14 protein-coding genes and 4 pseudogenes are annotated in these 15,576 nt (G+C 41.4%); 5 read left to right on the top strand and 13 right to left on the bottom strand.

From position 1 onward, the window contains the following. Positions 1–21 precede the first annotated feature (21 nt). The 3 genes from XBJ1_RS02755 to XBJ1_RS02765 all read right to left on the bottom strand — a co-directional run bounded on the left by XBJ1_RS02755 (position 22) and on the right by XBJ1_RS02765 (position 2,879). The gene (locus XBJ1_RS02755) at positions 22–1,026 is read right to left on the bottom strand and encodes an IS110 family transposase (protein ID WP_012987226.1); all 1,005 of its coding nucleotides are present in this window, start codon (positions 1,024–1,026) and stop codon (positions 22–24) included. Positions 1,027–1,241: 215 nt separating this feature from the next. After that, positions 1,242–2,246 carry an IS110 family transposase gene (locus XBJ1_RS02760; RefSeq protein ID WP_012987226.1) on the bottom strand — a complete coding sequence of 335 codons (1,005 nt, stop codon included), beginning with the start codon at positions 2,244–2,246 and terminating at the stop codon, positions 1,242–1,244. 204 nt (positions 2,247–2,450) lie between these two features. After that, positions 2,451–2,879, bottom strand: coding sequence for a hypothetical protein (locus tag XBJ1_RS02765; protein ID WP_038198328.1), 429 nt, complete (start codon positions 2,877–2,879; stop codon positions 2,451–2,453). A 170-nt stretch (positions 2,880–3,049) separates the two neighbouring features. On the opposite strand from XBJ1_RS02765, the gene XBJ1_RS02770 reads away from it, so the two are divergent. From XBJ1_RS02770 to XBJ1_RS21955, 3 genes and pseudogenes are all read left to right on the top strand, one after another. Then, positions 3,050–3,838: a PhzF family phenazine biosynthesis protein gene (locus XBJ1_RS02770; RefSeq protein ID WP_012987228.1), complete on the top strand. Its 789-nt coding sequence runs from the start codon at positions 3,050–3,052 to the stop codon at positions 3,836–3,838. 21 nt (positions 3,839–3,859) lie between these two features. Then, positions 3,860–4,148, top strand: a pseudogene (locus XBJ1_RS19325) (transposase); the annotation flags it as partial. A gap of 450 nt (positions 4,149–4,598) precedes the next feature. Next, positions 4,599–4,763 carry a hypothetical protein gene (locus XBJ1_RS21955; protein ID WP_012987229.1) on the top strand — a complete coding sequence of 55 codons (165 nt, stop codon included), beginning with the start codon at positions 4,599–4,601 and terminating at the stop codon, positions 4,761–4,763. A 141-nt stretch (positions 4,764–4,904) separates the two neighbouring features. On the opposite strand, the pseudogene XBJ1_RS19330 reads toward XBJ1_RS21955, so the two are convergent. Both XBJ1_RS19330 and lldD read right to left on the bottom strand, forming a co-directional pair. After that, positions 4,905–5,114: pseudogene (locus tag XBJ1_RS19330) on the bottom strand (transposase); the annotation flags it as partial. 86 nt (positions 5,115–5,200) lie between these two features. Then, positions 5,201–6,343, bottom strand: a complete 1,143-nt coding sequence (lldD, locus tag XBJ1_RS02775) for an FMN-dependent L-lactate dehydrogenase LldD (protein WP_012987231.1) — start codon at positions 6,341–6,343, stop codon at positions 5,201–5,203. Between the two features lie 425 nt (positions 6,344–6,768). Here lldD and XBJ1_RS22875 point away from each other — a divergent pair. Further along, positions 6,769–6,888, top strand: a pseudogene (locus XBJ1_RS22875) (IS30 family transposase); the annotation flags it as partial. 116 nt (positions 6,889–7,004) lie between these two features. Here the strand turns inward: XBJ1_RS22875 and XBJ1_RS22880 are convergent. The 8 genes from XBJ1_RS22880 to XBJ1_RS02810 all read right to left on the bottom strand — a co-directional run bounded on the left by XBJ1_RS22880 (position 7,005) and on the right by XBJ1_RS02810 (position 14,329). Next, positions 7,005–7,196 carry a polysaccharide lyase gene (locus XBJ1_RS22880; RefSeq protein WP_012987236.1) on the bottom strand — a complete coding sequence of 64 codons (192 nt, stop codon included), beginning with the start codon at positions 7,194–7,196 and terminating at the stop codon, positions 7,005–7,007. 344 nt (positions 7,197–7,540) lie between these two features. After that, entirely contained in the window at positions 7,541–8,143 is a 603-nt protein-coding gene (locus XBJ1_RS02780; RefSeq protein ID WP_012987237.1) for an RBBP9/YdeN family alpha/beta hydrolase, read from the bottom strand. Between the two features lie 110 nt (positions 8,144–8,253). Continuing rightward, positions 8,254–8,610 carry an NADAR family protein gene (locus tag XBJ1_RS02785; RefSeq protein ID WP_012987238.1) on the bottom strand — a complete coding sequence of 119 codons (357 nt, stop codon included), beginning with the start codon at positions 8,608–8,610 and terminating at the stop codon, positions 8,254–8,256. 23 nt (positions 8,611–8,633) lie between these two features. Beyond that, a protein-coding gene (locus tag XBJ1_RS20470) for an IS1 family transposase (protein ID WP_143827612.1) occupies positions 8,634–9,328 on the bottom strand; the annotation gives its coding sequence in 2 pieces (ribosomal slippage) (positions 8,634–9,073 and positions 9,073–9,328; 696 coding nt in all). A 159-nt stretch (positions 9,329–9,487) separates the two neighbouring features. Continuing rightward, entirely contained in the window at positions 9,488–9,940 is a 453-nt protein-coding gene (locus XBJ1_RS02795; protein WP_038198332.1) for a DUF2335 domain-containing protein, read from the bottom strand. A gap of 121 nt (positions 9,941–10,061) precedes the next feature. Continuing rightward, positions 10,062–10,247, bottom strand: a complete 186-nt coding sequence (locus XBJ1_RS02800) for a Cro/CI family transcriptional regulator (protein ID WP_012987240.1) — start codon at positions 10,245–10,247, stop codon at positions 10,062–10,064. 385 nt (positions 10,248–10,632) lie between these two features. Further along, the gene (locus tag XBJ1_RS02805) at positions 10,633–11,364 is read right to left on the bottom strand and encodes a 3'-5' exonuclease (RefSeq protein ID WP_049778794.1); all 732 of its coding nucleotides are present in this window, start codon (positions 11,362–11,364) and stop codon (positions 10,633–10,635) included. 1,987 nt (positions 11,365–13,351) lie between these two features. Continuing rightward, on the bottom strand, positions 13,352–14,329 hold the full coding sequence (locus XBJ1_RS02810; RefSeq protein ID WP_012987244.1) for a tail fiber protein: 978 nt from the start codon (positions 14,327–14,329) through the stop codon (positions 13,352–13,354). Between the two features lie 654 nt (positions 14,330–14,983). Here XBJ1_RS02810 and XBJ1_RS22260 point away from each other — a divergent pair. Then, positions 14,984–15,442, top strand: a pseudogene (locus tag XBJ1_RS22260) (Hcp family type VI secretion system effector); the annotation flags it as partial. Positions 15,443–15,576: the final 134 nt, after the last annotated feature.

Consider the following 15,576-nt stretch of genomic DNA (forward strand, 5'->3'; position numbering starts at 1 on the left):
CCAGTCAGACTGGCGTCGTCGTTACCTTTCGAACACAGTTTGCCGTGTTGTGATTGCCCAGGCTATCCGGGCTAATTTGTTGGCCAGCGCACAGGCCACAACATTTGAGTGTTTTCGCTCAAGCTGAGCCTTTACCCATTCAGCCAGCCTTCCTGACTGATAATCGATTCTCTGGATAAAGACTCTGGCGCACTGGACAAGTAACCGTCGCAGATTTTTGTCTCCGCGTTTACTTATCCCTAAAAGCGTATTTTTGCCACCCGTGCTGTACTGGCGTGGTACCAGACCGGTTGAAGCAGCAAAATCCCGGCTACAGCCATACTGCTTACCATCGCCCAGCTGCGATGATAAGACGCTGGCAGTTATCGGACCCACGCCCGGTATTGTCTGAAGACGCTGTCCTGTTTCATCACGTCTCAGCTCCTGCTCCAGTGCCGTCTCAAGCTCGGTGAGCTGTTCGACAAGATAAAGATAATGGGCATGTAAGCGCATCAGCAACTGTGCCAGATAGGGAGGAAGTTCGTTCTCTGCCAAGACGGTTGAAAGTCTTTTTATCACGGCGGTTCCGATCGGCATACTGATGCCAAATTCCAGTAAAAAAGCGTGCATCTGATTAGTGGTTTTAACCCTGTCTCTGACCAGTGATTCTCTGACCCGATGCAGGGCGCGCATAGCTTGTTGCGCCTCTGTTCGTGGTTGCACAAATCGCATGGAGGGACGAGATGCAGCTTCGCATATGGCTTCAGCATCCACAAAATCGTTCTTGTTGCTCTTTACAAAAGGACGAACAAATTGTGGAGAAATCAGCTTCGCTTCGTGACCAAAAGCAGCGATCCGGCGAGCCATAAAGTGAGCACCGGCGCAGGCTTCCATTACAACAGTCGCTGATGGCGATCCCGCTAAAAACTCCATCAGTCTGGCGCGGGTAAATTTTTTACGCAGCAGGGCCTTTCCTGATTTGTCCTGACAGTGAACGTGGAAAGAATGTTTGCCGAGATCAATACCAATAAGCGTAACGTTTTGCATGATGGTCTTCTCCTGAAAGAAACACCCTGCCAGCATACCGCTCACAGGGTGGTGGGGACCATCTCATTAACCGCACGGCTTCAGAGAGCCATTTTTTATGTCAGGATTCCATCAGGTCGATAAGCCGTTCATGTCATCAATAATCAGTCTTCGCAAAACCAGATTGGGAACTGCTTTAATTAACGATTAACCTGCCAGTCAGACTGGCGTCGTCGTTACCTTTCGAACACAGTTTGCCGTGTTGTGATTGCCCAGGCTATCCGGGCTAATTTGTTGGCCAGCGCACAGGCCACAACATTTGAGTGTTTTCGCTCAAGCTGAGCCTTTACCCATTCAGCCAGCCTTCCTGACTGATAATCGATTCTCTGGATAAAGACTCTGGCGCACTGGACAAGTAACCGTCGCAGATTTTTGTCTCCGCGTTTACTTATCCCTAAAAGCGTATTTTTGCCACCCGTGCTGTACTGGCGTGGTACCAGACCGGTTGAAGCAGCAAAATCCCGGCTACAGCCATACTGCTTACCATCGCCCAGCTGCGATGATAAGACGCTGGCAGTTATCGGACCCACGCCCGGTATTGTCTGAAGACGCTGTCCTGTTTCATCACGTCTCAGCTCCTGCTCCAGTGCCGTCTCAAGCTCGGTGAGCTGTTCGACAAGATAAAGATAATGGGCATGTAAACGCATCAGCAACTGTGCCAGATAGGGAGGAAGTTCGTTCTCTGCCAAGACGGTTGAAAGTCTTTTTATCACGGCGGTTCCGATCGGCATACTGATGCCAAATTCCAGTAAAAAAGCGTGCATCTGATTAGTGGTTTTAACCCTGTCTCTGACCAGTGATTCTCTGACCCGATGCAGGGCGCGCATAGCTTGTTGCGCCTCTGTTCGTGGTTGCACAAATCGCATGGAGGGACGAGATGCAGCTTCGCATATGGCTTCAGCATCCACAAAATCGTTCTTGTTGCTCTTTACAAAAGGACGAACAAATTGTGGAGAAATCAGCTTCGCTTCGTGACCAAAAGCAGCGATCCGGCGAGCCATAAAGTGAGCACCGGCGCAGGCTTCCATTACAACAGTCGCTGATGGCGATCCCGCTAAAAACTCCATCAGTCTGGCGCGGGTAAATTTTTTACGCAGCAGGGCCTTTCCTGATTTGTCCTGACAGTGAACGTGGAAAGAATGTTTGCCGAGATCAATACCAATAAGCGTAACGTTTTGCATGATGGTCTTCTCCTGAAAGAAACACCCTGCCAGCATACCGCTCACAGGGTGGTGGGGACCATCTCATTAACCGCCCGAAACTATTTATCCATGGTGAAATTAGGCTGTATTCGACTCTTTTACAAGCGGTTATATAATTAAGGGACACGACCTAGTTTAACCATCGGCTAAACGCTATCGTCCCATCAGCCAACCGTCATTAGCTTAGTGAAAAGAACCACAAGTATCAGCAATATCTGAATAAGAGTAGCCATTTCCAAAGTCTTTTTCCAATTTCTGTCGAGTAGCTCGGTAACAGCGGCGATTGGAGAAATGACTCGTTTGTTGCATATGTTGAAGGGATTTTAGGTGCTTACTCTCCCAATCATAAGAAAGTCCGATTCCATTTTTATTCTCGAATTTTTTGTTGTACTGCCCCATCTCTTCCTCTCGTTTCTCCGCCAGCACGTTATCCTGTGTCAGCGTATCAACATTCCAGGATTTGGATTCTAACCCCGCTCTTTTTTTCAGGTACTCCTCTGAAGGTTTGTTATCAGCAGGCATTTCACTTTTGTAGCTAAAATCCAGTGCCAACGCTTGGCTACCGCCCATTGATAAAATAAAAAACAAGCAATAAGCTCCTTTGATTTTCATATATTCCCCTGATGTGACTATAACTAAAAATTATTATTTAATAGCCATTATGAGCTCAGGTCAACACCCCGTTATAGGTAGTTCTATGCTCAGGATAAATAACCCTTTACAAACAAAAGTAACTTCAACATGCTTAGTTCGATTTTTTATTAAAATAAAGTGAGATTTTGATGCATTCATACCCTATTTATCATGTCGATGCTTTCACGGAAAAATCCTTTTCTGGCAACCCTGCCGCTGTTGTTTTGCTGGATAAATGGCTGACAGATGAAGCGTTGATTGCCATTGCCGCAGAAATTAATCTTTCAGAGACCGCCTTTCTGGTAGGAAATCAATTACGTTGGTTTACACCTAAAGTTGAAGTGAATTTATGTGGGCATGGGACGCTGGCAACCGCTTTCGTCCTCATCGAACACCAATCTTGCCAAGATAACCCGATTACGTTCACAAGCCTTTCCGGTGAGCTTCGTGTATCTCATCAAGAGGGTATTTTCACATTGGATTTTGCCGCTGCTGATTGTCACGAAGAAAAAACGCTCGTTTCTATTATGCAGGACGCTCTGGGGCAAAATATCAACGAAGTGTTCGCCTCACATGATCGCTATATTTGCGTGATGGACTCTGCTGATCAAGTTCTCAATACTCAACCTGACTTCAATAAAATCGCTGCTCTTCCCTTAGCTGGGCTTACCATTACCGCTCCCGGTGAATCACCTGTTGATTTTGTTTCACGTTATTTTGCTCCAGCAAAAGGTGTCAACGAAGATCCTGTGACGGGTTCAACCCACTGTGTTCTCACGCCATTCTGGGGAAAAAGGCTCAATAAATCAACACTCCATGCACGGCAACTCTCCGAACGAGGAGGCGATATATTATGTAAAACAGACGGCAATCGTGTTTATTTGACTGGAAAAGCAAAACTCTTTTCCCATGGACAAATATTGCTTGAAGACCAGTGACCTTATGATTACAGAACGGTTGCGGCTGTAGTATTAGCTCCCCTGCAAACAGGAACAGGTGACCAAGTTAAGCTACTGGGTATCAGTAAACGCGGGAATACGTATCTGAGGACACTGTTTATTCATGGCGCCAGAGTCGCAACATTATGCACGAAAACCCCCGCCGCTGTGAGTAAGCGAACTGAAAAAACGCCGCCCGGTCAGTGTTGCGATTGTCGGGATGGCGAATAAACTGACCCGCACGGTCTGGGCACTGGTTCCTCATCAACGGGAATACCAAAAAGATTACGTCAGTATCAGACCTTATTGAAGTATTTCACAGGTAAAATTCACTTCAACTCAATGAAAAAAGAGGAATGCAGAAAGATTGCAGAGGCAAGAGTCGTGATGACAAAGAAAGGTGAGGCCGTGACTTGCTAAACTTGAATGGTCACCAGAGCTTCAAGCTCGTCCGGGAAATAAGGAGCAGGTCAGCGGATTATATCGAGGCCCGCAGTATGAGATGCAATCTACCTTCAATGTCACAATAACTTTTGTCTTGCAAACGGGATGCGTTCATATAGTGACCATTTCATTAGCCACCCGCGTTAACTAATGGCATGGGATATTCCTTTAACCACTCGGGGGAATGAGTAAAGAAATATTGACTTTAATTTTAATCGTTGATTAATTATTGAGCGCCAGTGGATTATTGTTAGGTGGAGCTAATATTATTAAGCTTATTAATATTTCGATAATAATGTTATACGTGGAGAGTATTATGAAAAAATATATTCTTTCTTGTCTGCTGGCAGGCGTTACGCTTTTATCTTCAATGCAGTCTTATGCTCTGGCTTGTAATTTTTTTCCCCCAGATAGTCAAGCATGGAAAGCTTGCACGGAAGTCTGCAAACTGGTGTTTAGCCCCTCAATTTGTTTAAAATAACATCAAATAGGACGGTTCATTCCTGCCGTCCTACTCATGTCTCACCAACACCACCCCCTAACATACTCCTGCAACCCCAGTATCATTTGCTCTGAGGTTCTGTTTATTTAACCTCAGCTTCGTTTAAGAATAGCGATATCATTATCCCGTAAATTCAAGCTCGGTTTTTTTAGGTTGGAATGTATAAGCAATTAGACCCGCCGCAATTTCCAGCAAAAAACCGAGCTGACTGCGATGTTTTGAATGCTCTATCTGAGAAATATTTTTGAGTTGGTCGATGACCGTTTCTATCAAAAATCGCCGTCTTAACATTAACCTATCCCAAAGAGATAACGCTTTGGCTTTCATGTTATAGCTAAATCATATTAATATGATTTAGCTATAATTGAGTGCCGGTCAGCAGAATAACCTCTGCTGACCATAAACAACAGCTACCATTAACCTTGCTTGCCTACCAACAGATTTGAATTAATCTCTGCGATTGACTTCGCACCTGTCAATGTCATTGCTACTCGCATCTCTTTATCAATCAGATCCAGCAGATTGGAAACACCGGCTTCCCCTGCTGCTGCCAGTGCATAAACAAAAGCGCGCCCCAACAAGACACTATCCGCCCCCAAAGCAAGCATTCTCACCACATCTAATCCAGTACGGATACCAGAATCAGTCAGAATGGTGATGTCATTCTTGACAGCATCTGCAATCGCAGGCAAAGCACGCGCCGTTGATAAAACACCATCAAGCTGGCGTCCCCCATGATTGGAAACTACAATCCCATCAGCACCAAAACGCACAGCATCTTTGGCATCTTCTGGATCAAGAATACCTTTAAGAATCATTGGCCCTTTCCAGAAATCGCGGATCCATTCCAAGTCTTTCCAGGATATTGACGGATCAAAATTATTTCCCAACCAGCCAATGTAATCTTTCAACTTGGTTGGTATACCACGGTATGCGGAAATATTGCCGAGGTCATGCGGTTTGCCCATTAGTCCCACATCCCATGCCCATTGAGGATGAGTTATCGCTTGCAAAATTTGTCTCATGGAAGCATTCGGGCCACTCATGCCAGAGTGTGCATCACGATAGCGCGCTCCAGGAATTGGCATATCAACGGTAAACACCAGATTTTTAACTCCCGCCGCCTGCGCCCTCTCCAGTACATTGTGCATAAAACCACGATCTTTCAGTACATAAAGCTGAAACCATATTGGACGGTCAATAGCTGAAGCCACTTCTTCAATCGGGCATACCGATACAGTAGATAAAGTAAATGGAATTCCTTTTTTGGCCGCAGCCCGTGCTGCCTGCACTTCACCACGACGTGCATACATACCGGACAAACCCACAGGAGCTAACGCCACGGGCATTGCCATTTTTTCCCCAAATAAACGGGTTTCCAGGTTCAGTTCAGACATATTTTTCAATACACGCTGGCGCAACTCAATGTTAGATAAATCTTCGGTATTACGTTTAAGGGTATGCTCTGCATAAGCTCCGCCATCAATATAGTGAAACAGAAAAGGCGGTAATTTGGCCTGTGCTGCTGTCCGATAATCCGTTGAAGCGGAAATAATCATAATATGTACCTTAATGTTGAGAACTTATTTGTGCATTTTCTCCGCCCAGCATCATGATGTTTACCATCACTAATGCACCAAACAATGCAATGAAGGGCTTGAAAACCCGTGATCCTGTTTCACAGAACATCTATTTTACCTGATAGCGATTCAGCTGAAAAAGTAGGATGCACAACAGAACAACCAACAAGAATAGGATAATTGCCAGTGCATATAATATTTTGTAGCTGGCAGAAGCTGATGTACCCAACACTTGTTGTAAGTTAATAATCAGAGATTTACTGACATTAAGTTCACCTAATCATCCCAAATTCAATTGCCACTGGATATCGGCATTGTTCAATAGCCCCTTGATCCCCTAATTGGTGAATACGGGTAGTTATCAGGATCACAATTAATAACAAGGTTGGCATCATCGCCTTGATAACCTTGTGGCAAACCGATTAAATAATCGTCCTCGTAAAACACGAGATTACAAAACACCGAATGAGTTATTTAAAGGAATACCTTCTCATTTACTTCGTCCATTACGGTGTTGCGCTTAATATGTGAATCCAAGTTTCAATTTAAAAATTTCTTTATCATTAACATATTGTATATAAATACCATCATGCTTACCGATGCTATTCAGTTTTACGTATTGGGTTAAGGTATACCAGACTCATTTATTTAACGTGATATCAAATTTAAAATAATCACCGCACCGTGATTCTTTCTCAGGATAATAGAGATATCCCTTCAACTCTCCTCTCTCTCGCCACATTAAGCGACTACTAAATCCATCAAAATCGCCATTATCTATGCACCCTAACGGGCGATCACCACCTGCTAGCCCCGGCAACCATATAAACATCCAGATATAGATATATTTACAATAAATATTTATCAATTTGTGCCAATTACAAGGTTACAACGCTTTAATCAAAACCTACAATATATATCATAGCACTGACATCATTTATTTAAAAACACCAATAACAGTAAACCACAAATTAAATTAATATTAAATCACGACAATAAAATACATGTTTTTATATTATTCTCACTATTGACGGTAGTCAAATCTTATAATTAACTCTCGTTTTTTAAAATACATCATTGGTCTTTTATATTTAATATCTTCACACACCAGATGCGCCAATGCCCCAGATTAAATAAAATAAACTGAGACATTGGCAGGATTGTATCTCTTCATTCTCATCCTGAAACGATGGTTTTTAAAGCATCATAGACAGGTAAGAGACGAGTAAAACCCTCTCTATCAAGAAAGTGCCCAGCATTATCGACATTAATGATTTTGGTTTGCAATGAATTAGCCAGAGCATGAGAAGATTGCGGAGAAACAATATAATCGTTGGAAGAAATGATTGAAATACGATGTTCCGTCACTTCACGCAAGAATGCATAGCTCAATGGTTCGGCTGTAAAAATATTTAATTTTGGCAAACTCTCCAGCGGAGAATCAAACCCAGAAACCAAAATATACCCTCCAATTCGGTCAGCCGTAGAACTTATCGCTTCTAAATGCCGTAATAACGTGACACAACCGAGGCTATGACCAATAAAAATTGTATCATCATCTGCCTTTGGTATTACATCAGTCAACATCTTAGCCCACATTTCAGGTATCGGTGCCAATGACTCAGGCATTGCAGGCACCATAACCTCCGCACCTTGCTCAGTAAGCACTTCTTTTAACCAAGGGAACCAATGTGATGAAGGTGAGGCACTATATCCATGCACAATAATAATCTTTTTGCCAAAAAATAGGTCGCTACTACTTATCATTTGTTGTGTCATTGACGTTATCCTAGTGAGTAACATTCCCACTGAATGGGAATAAAATTGTCTATCCCTTCCCATTCTATTTTAGCGCCTAGATTTTTAGGCGCTAAAATTTAATCTATATCTTATATTTTTAATTCCTCACGTACAGCCATCAAAGAAAATCCTAATAAATTCAAACCATTCCACGTCAACGGATTCTCAATATTGGCAAAATCTTCTGCCAGCCCGATACCCCAAATACGATCAACAGGACTCGCTTCGACCAGTATTTTATCTGCCGTATTCAATAAAAACTCTGCCAAAGCGTTATTTTGAGAAAATTTTGCCAGATTACCTTCAATCACGATTGCCAATTGATGATCATCCCAAATCGATTGGTTAAACCCACAAACTTCGCGCCCATACGCTTTTGCTGCACCTGGGTTTTTAGCATTGATAATTTTTTCCAGTGTTGCAGAATCATTAAATAAACGGGTCATGTATTAAATGATTAGATTAGGTATTAAAAATAATGTTCACGTTCAATAAAGGTTCCTATCACTTTATCGTGCATTTCTTCCGATTTTGAATACCCAATGGTTTTTCTATTCAGCCTTTTGATTCGGGTACGATGCGTTAAATTCGTTCTCTCTATACGCTGAGTAAACGCCTTTCCAGTCAAGTGCTCTTCCTCGGGAAGTGGGTCATAAACAACATAGTCATCCGTGCAGTAAAACCGAATAGTAAAGGAAGATAAGAGGGTAAGCAGCTTGTCTAACGTTTTTCGACTGCGATCGCCAAAAACATGAGCCACTATTCGCTTCAGGCGGGGTTCCCAAGCATACCAAAGCCAGCGTTGGTTTTTCTTATTGCCGACAAACGACCATTGCTCGTCGATTTCACAGACAATCTGGATGCCACATTCCGCAAGGGGAAGTGTCGTTACGTTTCGGGGTCTGAGGTTTTTAATGTTTTCATGACGGTGGCGGTGGCGACTTTCAGGATCCGAGCGGTGTCACGAATTCCCCCGTTATTCATCGCGATATCGACAATCTGTTCTTTAACGCCGGGTTTGCAGGCCTGATAGGTATACGCCAACTGAAAGACCTTACAGCAGCTATAACAGCGATAACGAGGATGTCCGCCATTTCCTTTCCCATGTCCTTTGACCTGTTCTGATTTGTGGCAATAACGGCAATAGACATCAACTTTGGCCATACTTCATCCTTAAAAAGCCGGAAGCATATCACAGCAACTAACCATTTAATACATGACCAATAAACGCGCCTTTTCTGCCATCATATAATGCTCAGAGCTGGAATAAGTGAATTAAAATCATTACATGTTTTATGAATAATTTCCGTTGTTATTTCAGGATCATTTGATGTTTGATTTACGCCCTATGGCAAACACGGCTGCCAGCCCAACCAGATCAATAGTAATTAGCGTTCCTGCAAATAACATTTCACCCTTGAACGCAAAAACAGTCGCTATGGTTAAGATAAACATCGCAATGGAAAATCCCATCCACTGCCCCCTTCTATCCTTTGTGATCATGCTATCAAGTGCCTTTTTTTGATTATCATGCCGGAAGTGCTGCTCTTGTTCTCTGAAAGAGAATATTCTTTCTGCACAACCAGACAGGATTGACTCATAGTTCTTCAACACATCAGGGGATGGAAGCGGTTCAGAACAACAAGAAATCACCTGACTTTCCGAGGAATTTCTATCTGATAAATCAGAATCCAAGATCTCGCGATAATCGTTTGCGGGCATAATGTCAAGAATACTCCCTATCGCTCTAAAATAATGATAAATGTTAGAACTCATATCTTCTCCTGAACAATATACACAAAAAACATCAGAATAAAATCAATGAGATAATTAAGTCCGTTCAATAATAGATACCGATTAATCATACTCCTGATATTTTTTAATTCTTCTATACAGCCTATTTCTGACTGGGAAATGGCCGGCATTCTTCGGCTTTGTAACTGCCATCTTCCTGACGGATCAAAAATATTTTACGACCCGCTCGCAACGCCTTACTTATAGCGGTTTGATGAACACCGACCAGACTTGCAGCTTTCACTTGGCCATTTTTCTTCACATATTCTGATAATAAAATTTTTTCCATACGTTTTCTCCTGTCTACCTCAAAATAATATCCAAAGTATTAAAATTTTCAATACTTTTAGTATTTATCATTTTAATAGCGTTGGTATTAAAATGGACACATGAAAAAGAAACTTATCGCATTATGATAATATATTGATAAATAAGTAATTTTATTAATATATTTATTTTATTTTTTAATTTGTTTATACAAATATTTATACATAGATTACTGAACAAATCTATAAGCAAATCATAAGATGAGAACAGGGTGAAAGGAAGATCAGGCTAAATGGATGTAGTAAGACCTGTACACTAAACATCCTGAACTAATGACTGACGACGAATTTCGTATTCAGTGAGATGAAATAGGTCAGTACGCTAACCGTTCTGACCTTATAGCGACTTTAAAAAAGAGGCCATATCATATTGAGCATGAGAAAAAAGATCACTACAACGAAGAATTTCAAAATAATTTTCTGAAAGTTAGATTTTTTCTTGGTAGGTTGGATTGAATTTGATGGCTTGTTTTTTTTGTAATGAACAGAATCATTCATATGAACTCTTGGTGATACATTCACTTCTGCGCAAGCCATAAACTTTAACAATTCTAGGGTCATTCTGGCGTCAGTGAGTGCCCGGTGAGCCTCTCCAGTGACTTGGATATTATTTTTATAAATTGCATCTGTCAGTTTATGCCATTTATATTCACATGTTCTTTTATTTATAATCCCCTCATACTTAGCGTATAACAACATTGCGCATTCTGATTTTATTCTTGGCGTAGGCAATTCATATTTTTTGCATGTTTGTCTAATTATTTTAGTATCATAAGATTTGTTATAAATGACAACTGTTTTCCCTTCAACTATCTCTCTGTATTTTTTATAGACATCACTCCATAATGGCTTATGTTGAACATCTTCATTTGTTATTCTGTGTATTCTTGTCGCATCAGGAGGTATCTTTTTTTGGGGCTTAATAAGTGTATCTAGTAAAACATTACCATCAGCGTTTATAATGCTTATTTCAATAATTTCATCATCGCTTTTTAATCCTGTTGTCTCTGTATCTAATATAACAATATCTTCTTTTAGTATCTGCTCTGCAATTAACTGCGCTTGTTGACGATTTCGCATACCCATAACCCATACAATGAAATAATAGGTTATTGTACATACGCATTATCTTGTTCGTTATTATTGATCTTGATTAAAGAGACTTTTGTCACATAGAGATGCTTGCTGATAACAAAAAGAGATTAGTACGTTTAACGTTCCGAGCTATAGAGGGTCGCGACGAATTTCGTCGGAACCTATTGAGTGATTGAGCTGACAGCTAACTGATAGCCCTGCCAGTAAGAAGATCTCCCCATAACAGTGATCGCCTGACCTTTCTGTAACAGCATCACCGAGAGCGCCATCTCATCAAAGCAATGGCACTCAATGGGTAATCACTGCGCTTTTACATAGTAACGTTACCTGTCTGGCACTTTATACGCTTGGAGGCAACGGTAATCTTCCCTGTAACTGTGGTGACTATCGAGGGGGCATTCTTCTGTCTTCGTGCTATTTTCCACAGCCTTTAGGTGATCTGGTTTTTTCATCATGATAAAAATCAATCAATTATATGAAAATGACTCACTGCGAACGTAATACGTACTCAGTCACTCAGTTATATTAAGTAACCTTGTACTGGACGACTTAAACTCAAGCCCTCCTGTGTTGTGATTTTCACAATAGAGATTTAGCGAATTTATTCAAAAATCACGCCTCAGCGAAAAAAACGCAAAATAACTGCGCCATATCTGTACCACGCTCACGGGAGCAATGACCAATGGCAACTATTACGATTTCCGTGATGGTTGATTAACTCATTGATTTTGCCGAGGCCGTCACTTTGACCCAACCATTGCGGAAATCCCAATGATTACTTTATGTGCTGGACAAAACGACTTAACCCCTTGTTTCTAGCTCACTCTTTTGTGTGCACCTCTCAATGGGTTGTGCAAATTTTGTGAGTCAGTATGACTGACGCTCAAATTCTGCCTTAGCGTTCCGGACAAATTCGTCCAGTTAATGCCATTTGCGAGTAACTAATAGTTACGCACAAAGTCCGATTATCAGATATTGGGTTTTGCATACCGACATTATCGGTGCTCAAATTATAAGCAGACCCCGAATTCGGGGTCTGGATAAATATCAATGGTTTACCACCAAATCCCGAATTAGGGCTTTGCTCTGCCGTCAGATTTGTCGTTAGTCATTAAGTTACATGAGGGAAAATCCCGTATGTACAAAAGCATCAACTGCAAAAAATTTTCAGTTGTGAGAATCCCACATGAGCAAAAGGTATGGTGAAAATCCCCATACCCTCACCTGCATATATAAACCAAGATGTGATATCCCACCTTGAGATGATCCAGTTTTTGGTTCATTAATAAAATCAGATGATTAGTCATGACTCAAATCTGAGTCATCTATGTCACTTAAAGATGGTTGGTATTTCAACCATCATAAAAATCAGTATGTTAAAATTAAAGATGCTTTTTCGCTCTTATAGATTCACTTCCGACGAAATTCGTCGTCAGTCATTAATATCACTTTCAAATTGATTCTCATGAATAACGATAATTTTATTTCTCATTAATATATAAGTTAAGCAAACAGTGTTGTCTCAGTTGTCTCTGTTGCCTCAACCCACTTAACCAATTGTTTTATAATGATTAATATTTAAAAATTGAGGCAACACGGTCTATTTTATGTTGTCTCAATTTTAATTTTCACCTCGTCAATAGTTATTATCACATTGATAAATAAGAAATTAATTCTTAATTTCGTGTTGTCTCAGTGAATCACTTTAGCACGTGCATTTGTTTGAATGGTTTCAGTACTGGCGGGTAAAAGCCATCATGGAACGGTGGAAGGATTTACTGTGCCGAGGATGAACCCTGTGATATTCCAGAGAGGTGTCGCTTAAATGTCCATGTCCATATGCTGGAGGATTTTATCTGGAATCAACAGCAAAGAAAATTAGCTGAACCAGAATAACTATCAGGAGCTACGTGCCCCTGTCATTATGTCGGCTGCTCCGGCCATGCAATATCGGGGACTGTTGGCTGAACCATCACCTTCCCCTTACTAAAAATAGCACTGCCACGTTTTTCATCCTATTTTCAACCGAGGTCGGGACAACGGCAGATGCACGAAATTCTCGATCCTCGTAAACGTAGCCATTATCCCCAAACGCGTCAGAGTAAACGTGACTTCCTCTACCTTGGTCGATGGTGGTGAATGCTCCCGTTGTATTATCGGAGATCTCATCTGTTTTACGGCCACCTGTCCTAATTACTCCCGTGATATCTCTGATAGCGTCAGCCTGAAATGATCCCAGCGCCCTCCCAACCTCCGAGTCAACTCCTCCAGTTTTATCCCATCCACGAGGCACATAACCCCGCCAATCTGGTAAATGTCCCGAAGGGTAGTGTTTGAGTAATTCAGGATATTTATCAGGGTCAATTTGCCCGCCCTCCATCGGCAGGAAGTTATTGGGGGGTGGTAGATCACTGCCCCACATTAAAATGCCACCGATGGGAACTGCCAACAACTCAGCATCTTCTTTTTTGATGCGCTCACTAATCAGCATAGTTGTCACATTCTGGCTCATTACAAGATCATTAGATATTCCAGTTTGTTGAACAATAGCTGATTTTTGCAAGGCATTTTCTGCCTGATTGACTGTATCTCGTAATCCGAGATTGTTTACAAAATCGTCTTTATCAGGAATATCAGCTCCGTTCTGGTCTTTCGCTAAGCGGGTATTGGTATTGCTATTTGCATTGTTGGCGTTCTGGTTGGCTGTATTGGCTAAATCATATGCTGTTTTTATTGCTTTTGGTGTTGCTGCGTTAGTCTCGCTATCACTACCGACATCATTACTCAGGATAACAAATCCTTTATCTTGTAGCGTTGCATCTGGATGGTTGCGACTTAGGGCATGTTTTTCTATCGCTTCTTTGATTGAATCTTTGACATATTCCGGTGTGGTAACAGTCACAAGGCTGCTGTCGTCTAATCCCTTTGTCTCAGAATTTTTATCTTGCATAGTTATTCCCTCATTTAATCAACAATACACATTGCTAAATAACATGAAGGCGGGCTACTTCTCCGCCTGTGAACATCAATAAAATAGGTTCATCAATACTGGAGAGAACTTCTGATTAGGATGGCACGGAATGGCTGGCAGGACATTATTAAAATCTATTTGCCTATGGCTGATTGATAAAACTTAGCATTTAAAGGGGACAATCCTCCCTTTTAACTTAACTCATTGATATTGTTTATTTCTGCCAGAGAGCCAGAATTCCGGCTCTGAGCGGTAATTAAGTAAAATCAGTAGGTTATATAAATCTGGAGTTTCACCCCTTATATAGATTCAATACCTACAAATCAGATATTGATGGGATGTCAAAATATATATTATTTAAATGGGTTGTTTATCTTTCCATATTGATTATGAATGATATTTCACCCTGTTTAACTATAAATAACCATATGTAAAAAATACCTTGTTAATAATCTTGTTGTATAACATGAAATTTAAAATAGGCAATTACCTGATTTTGTTTAGGAGGAGAAGTTAATCACAATTTTTATTCTGTACTTTCATTCATTCTGGAATACATAAACCATACTGTTGTATCCTGCCTTATGATCTGGCTCAGGTGATTTAAATGAAAAACTAGAAGGGTAACTACGGATGTCATATTTAATTTATTTGTCGTTAAAAGGTAAGAAGCAAGGTTTAATTTCGGCAGGGTGTTCAACCCCTGAATCTATCGGGAACCGGTATCAGGCAGGACGGGAAGATCAGATACAAGTATTAAGTCTGAATCATATGATGACCCGTGACCAGAACATCAATCACCACCCTGTCAGTTTTGTAAAGCCCATCGATAAATCCTCCCCCCTGTTAGCAATGGCAATAGACGGTAACGAATTACTGGATGCTGTTTTCATGTTCTACCGAATCAGCCCAATGGGACAGTTGGAACGCTTTTATGAAGTCAAACTCACCAGTGCCACCCTTGTTGATTTCTCCTGCCATTATCCCCACTCGATAGACGACAATGACCAGATACCGTCTGAAACAGTGCTCCTTGATTACAAGTCCATTACATGTAGCCATCTCGCAGCGGGAACGACAGGCTATAGTATTTCGCAATTGCAGGGGCGTGAAGAGGAAAGGCCGCTGCTTTCGGGGTTTTCGTCTATTCTGCCTTTAGCGGAAACTATCACAGCTTTGTTTAGCCATCAGTTCAAGCTAAAAAATCAACAGAACGGCGATAACTG

Source organism: Xenorhabdus bovienii SS-2004 (assembly GCF_000027225.1).
GTDB lineage: Bacteria > Pseudomonadota > Gammaproteobacteria > Enterobacterales > Enterobacteriaceae > Xenorhabdus > Xenorhabdus bovienii_C.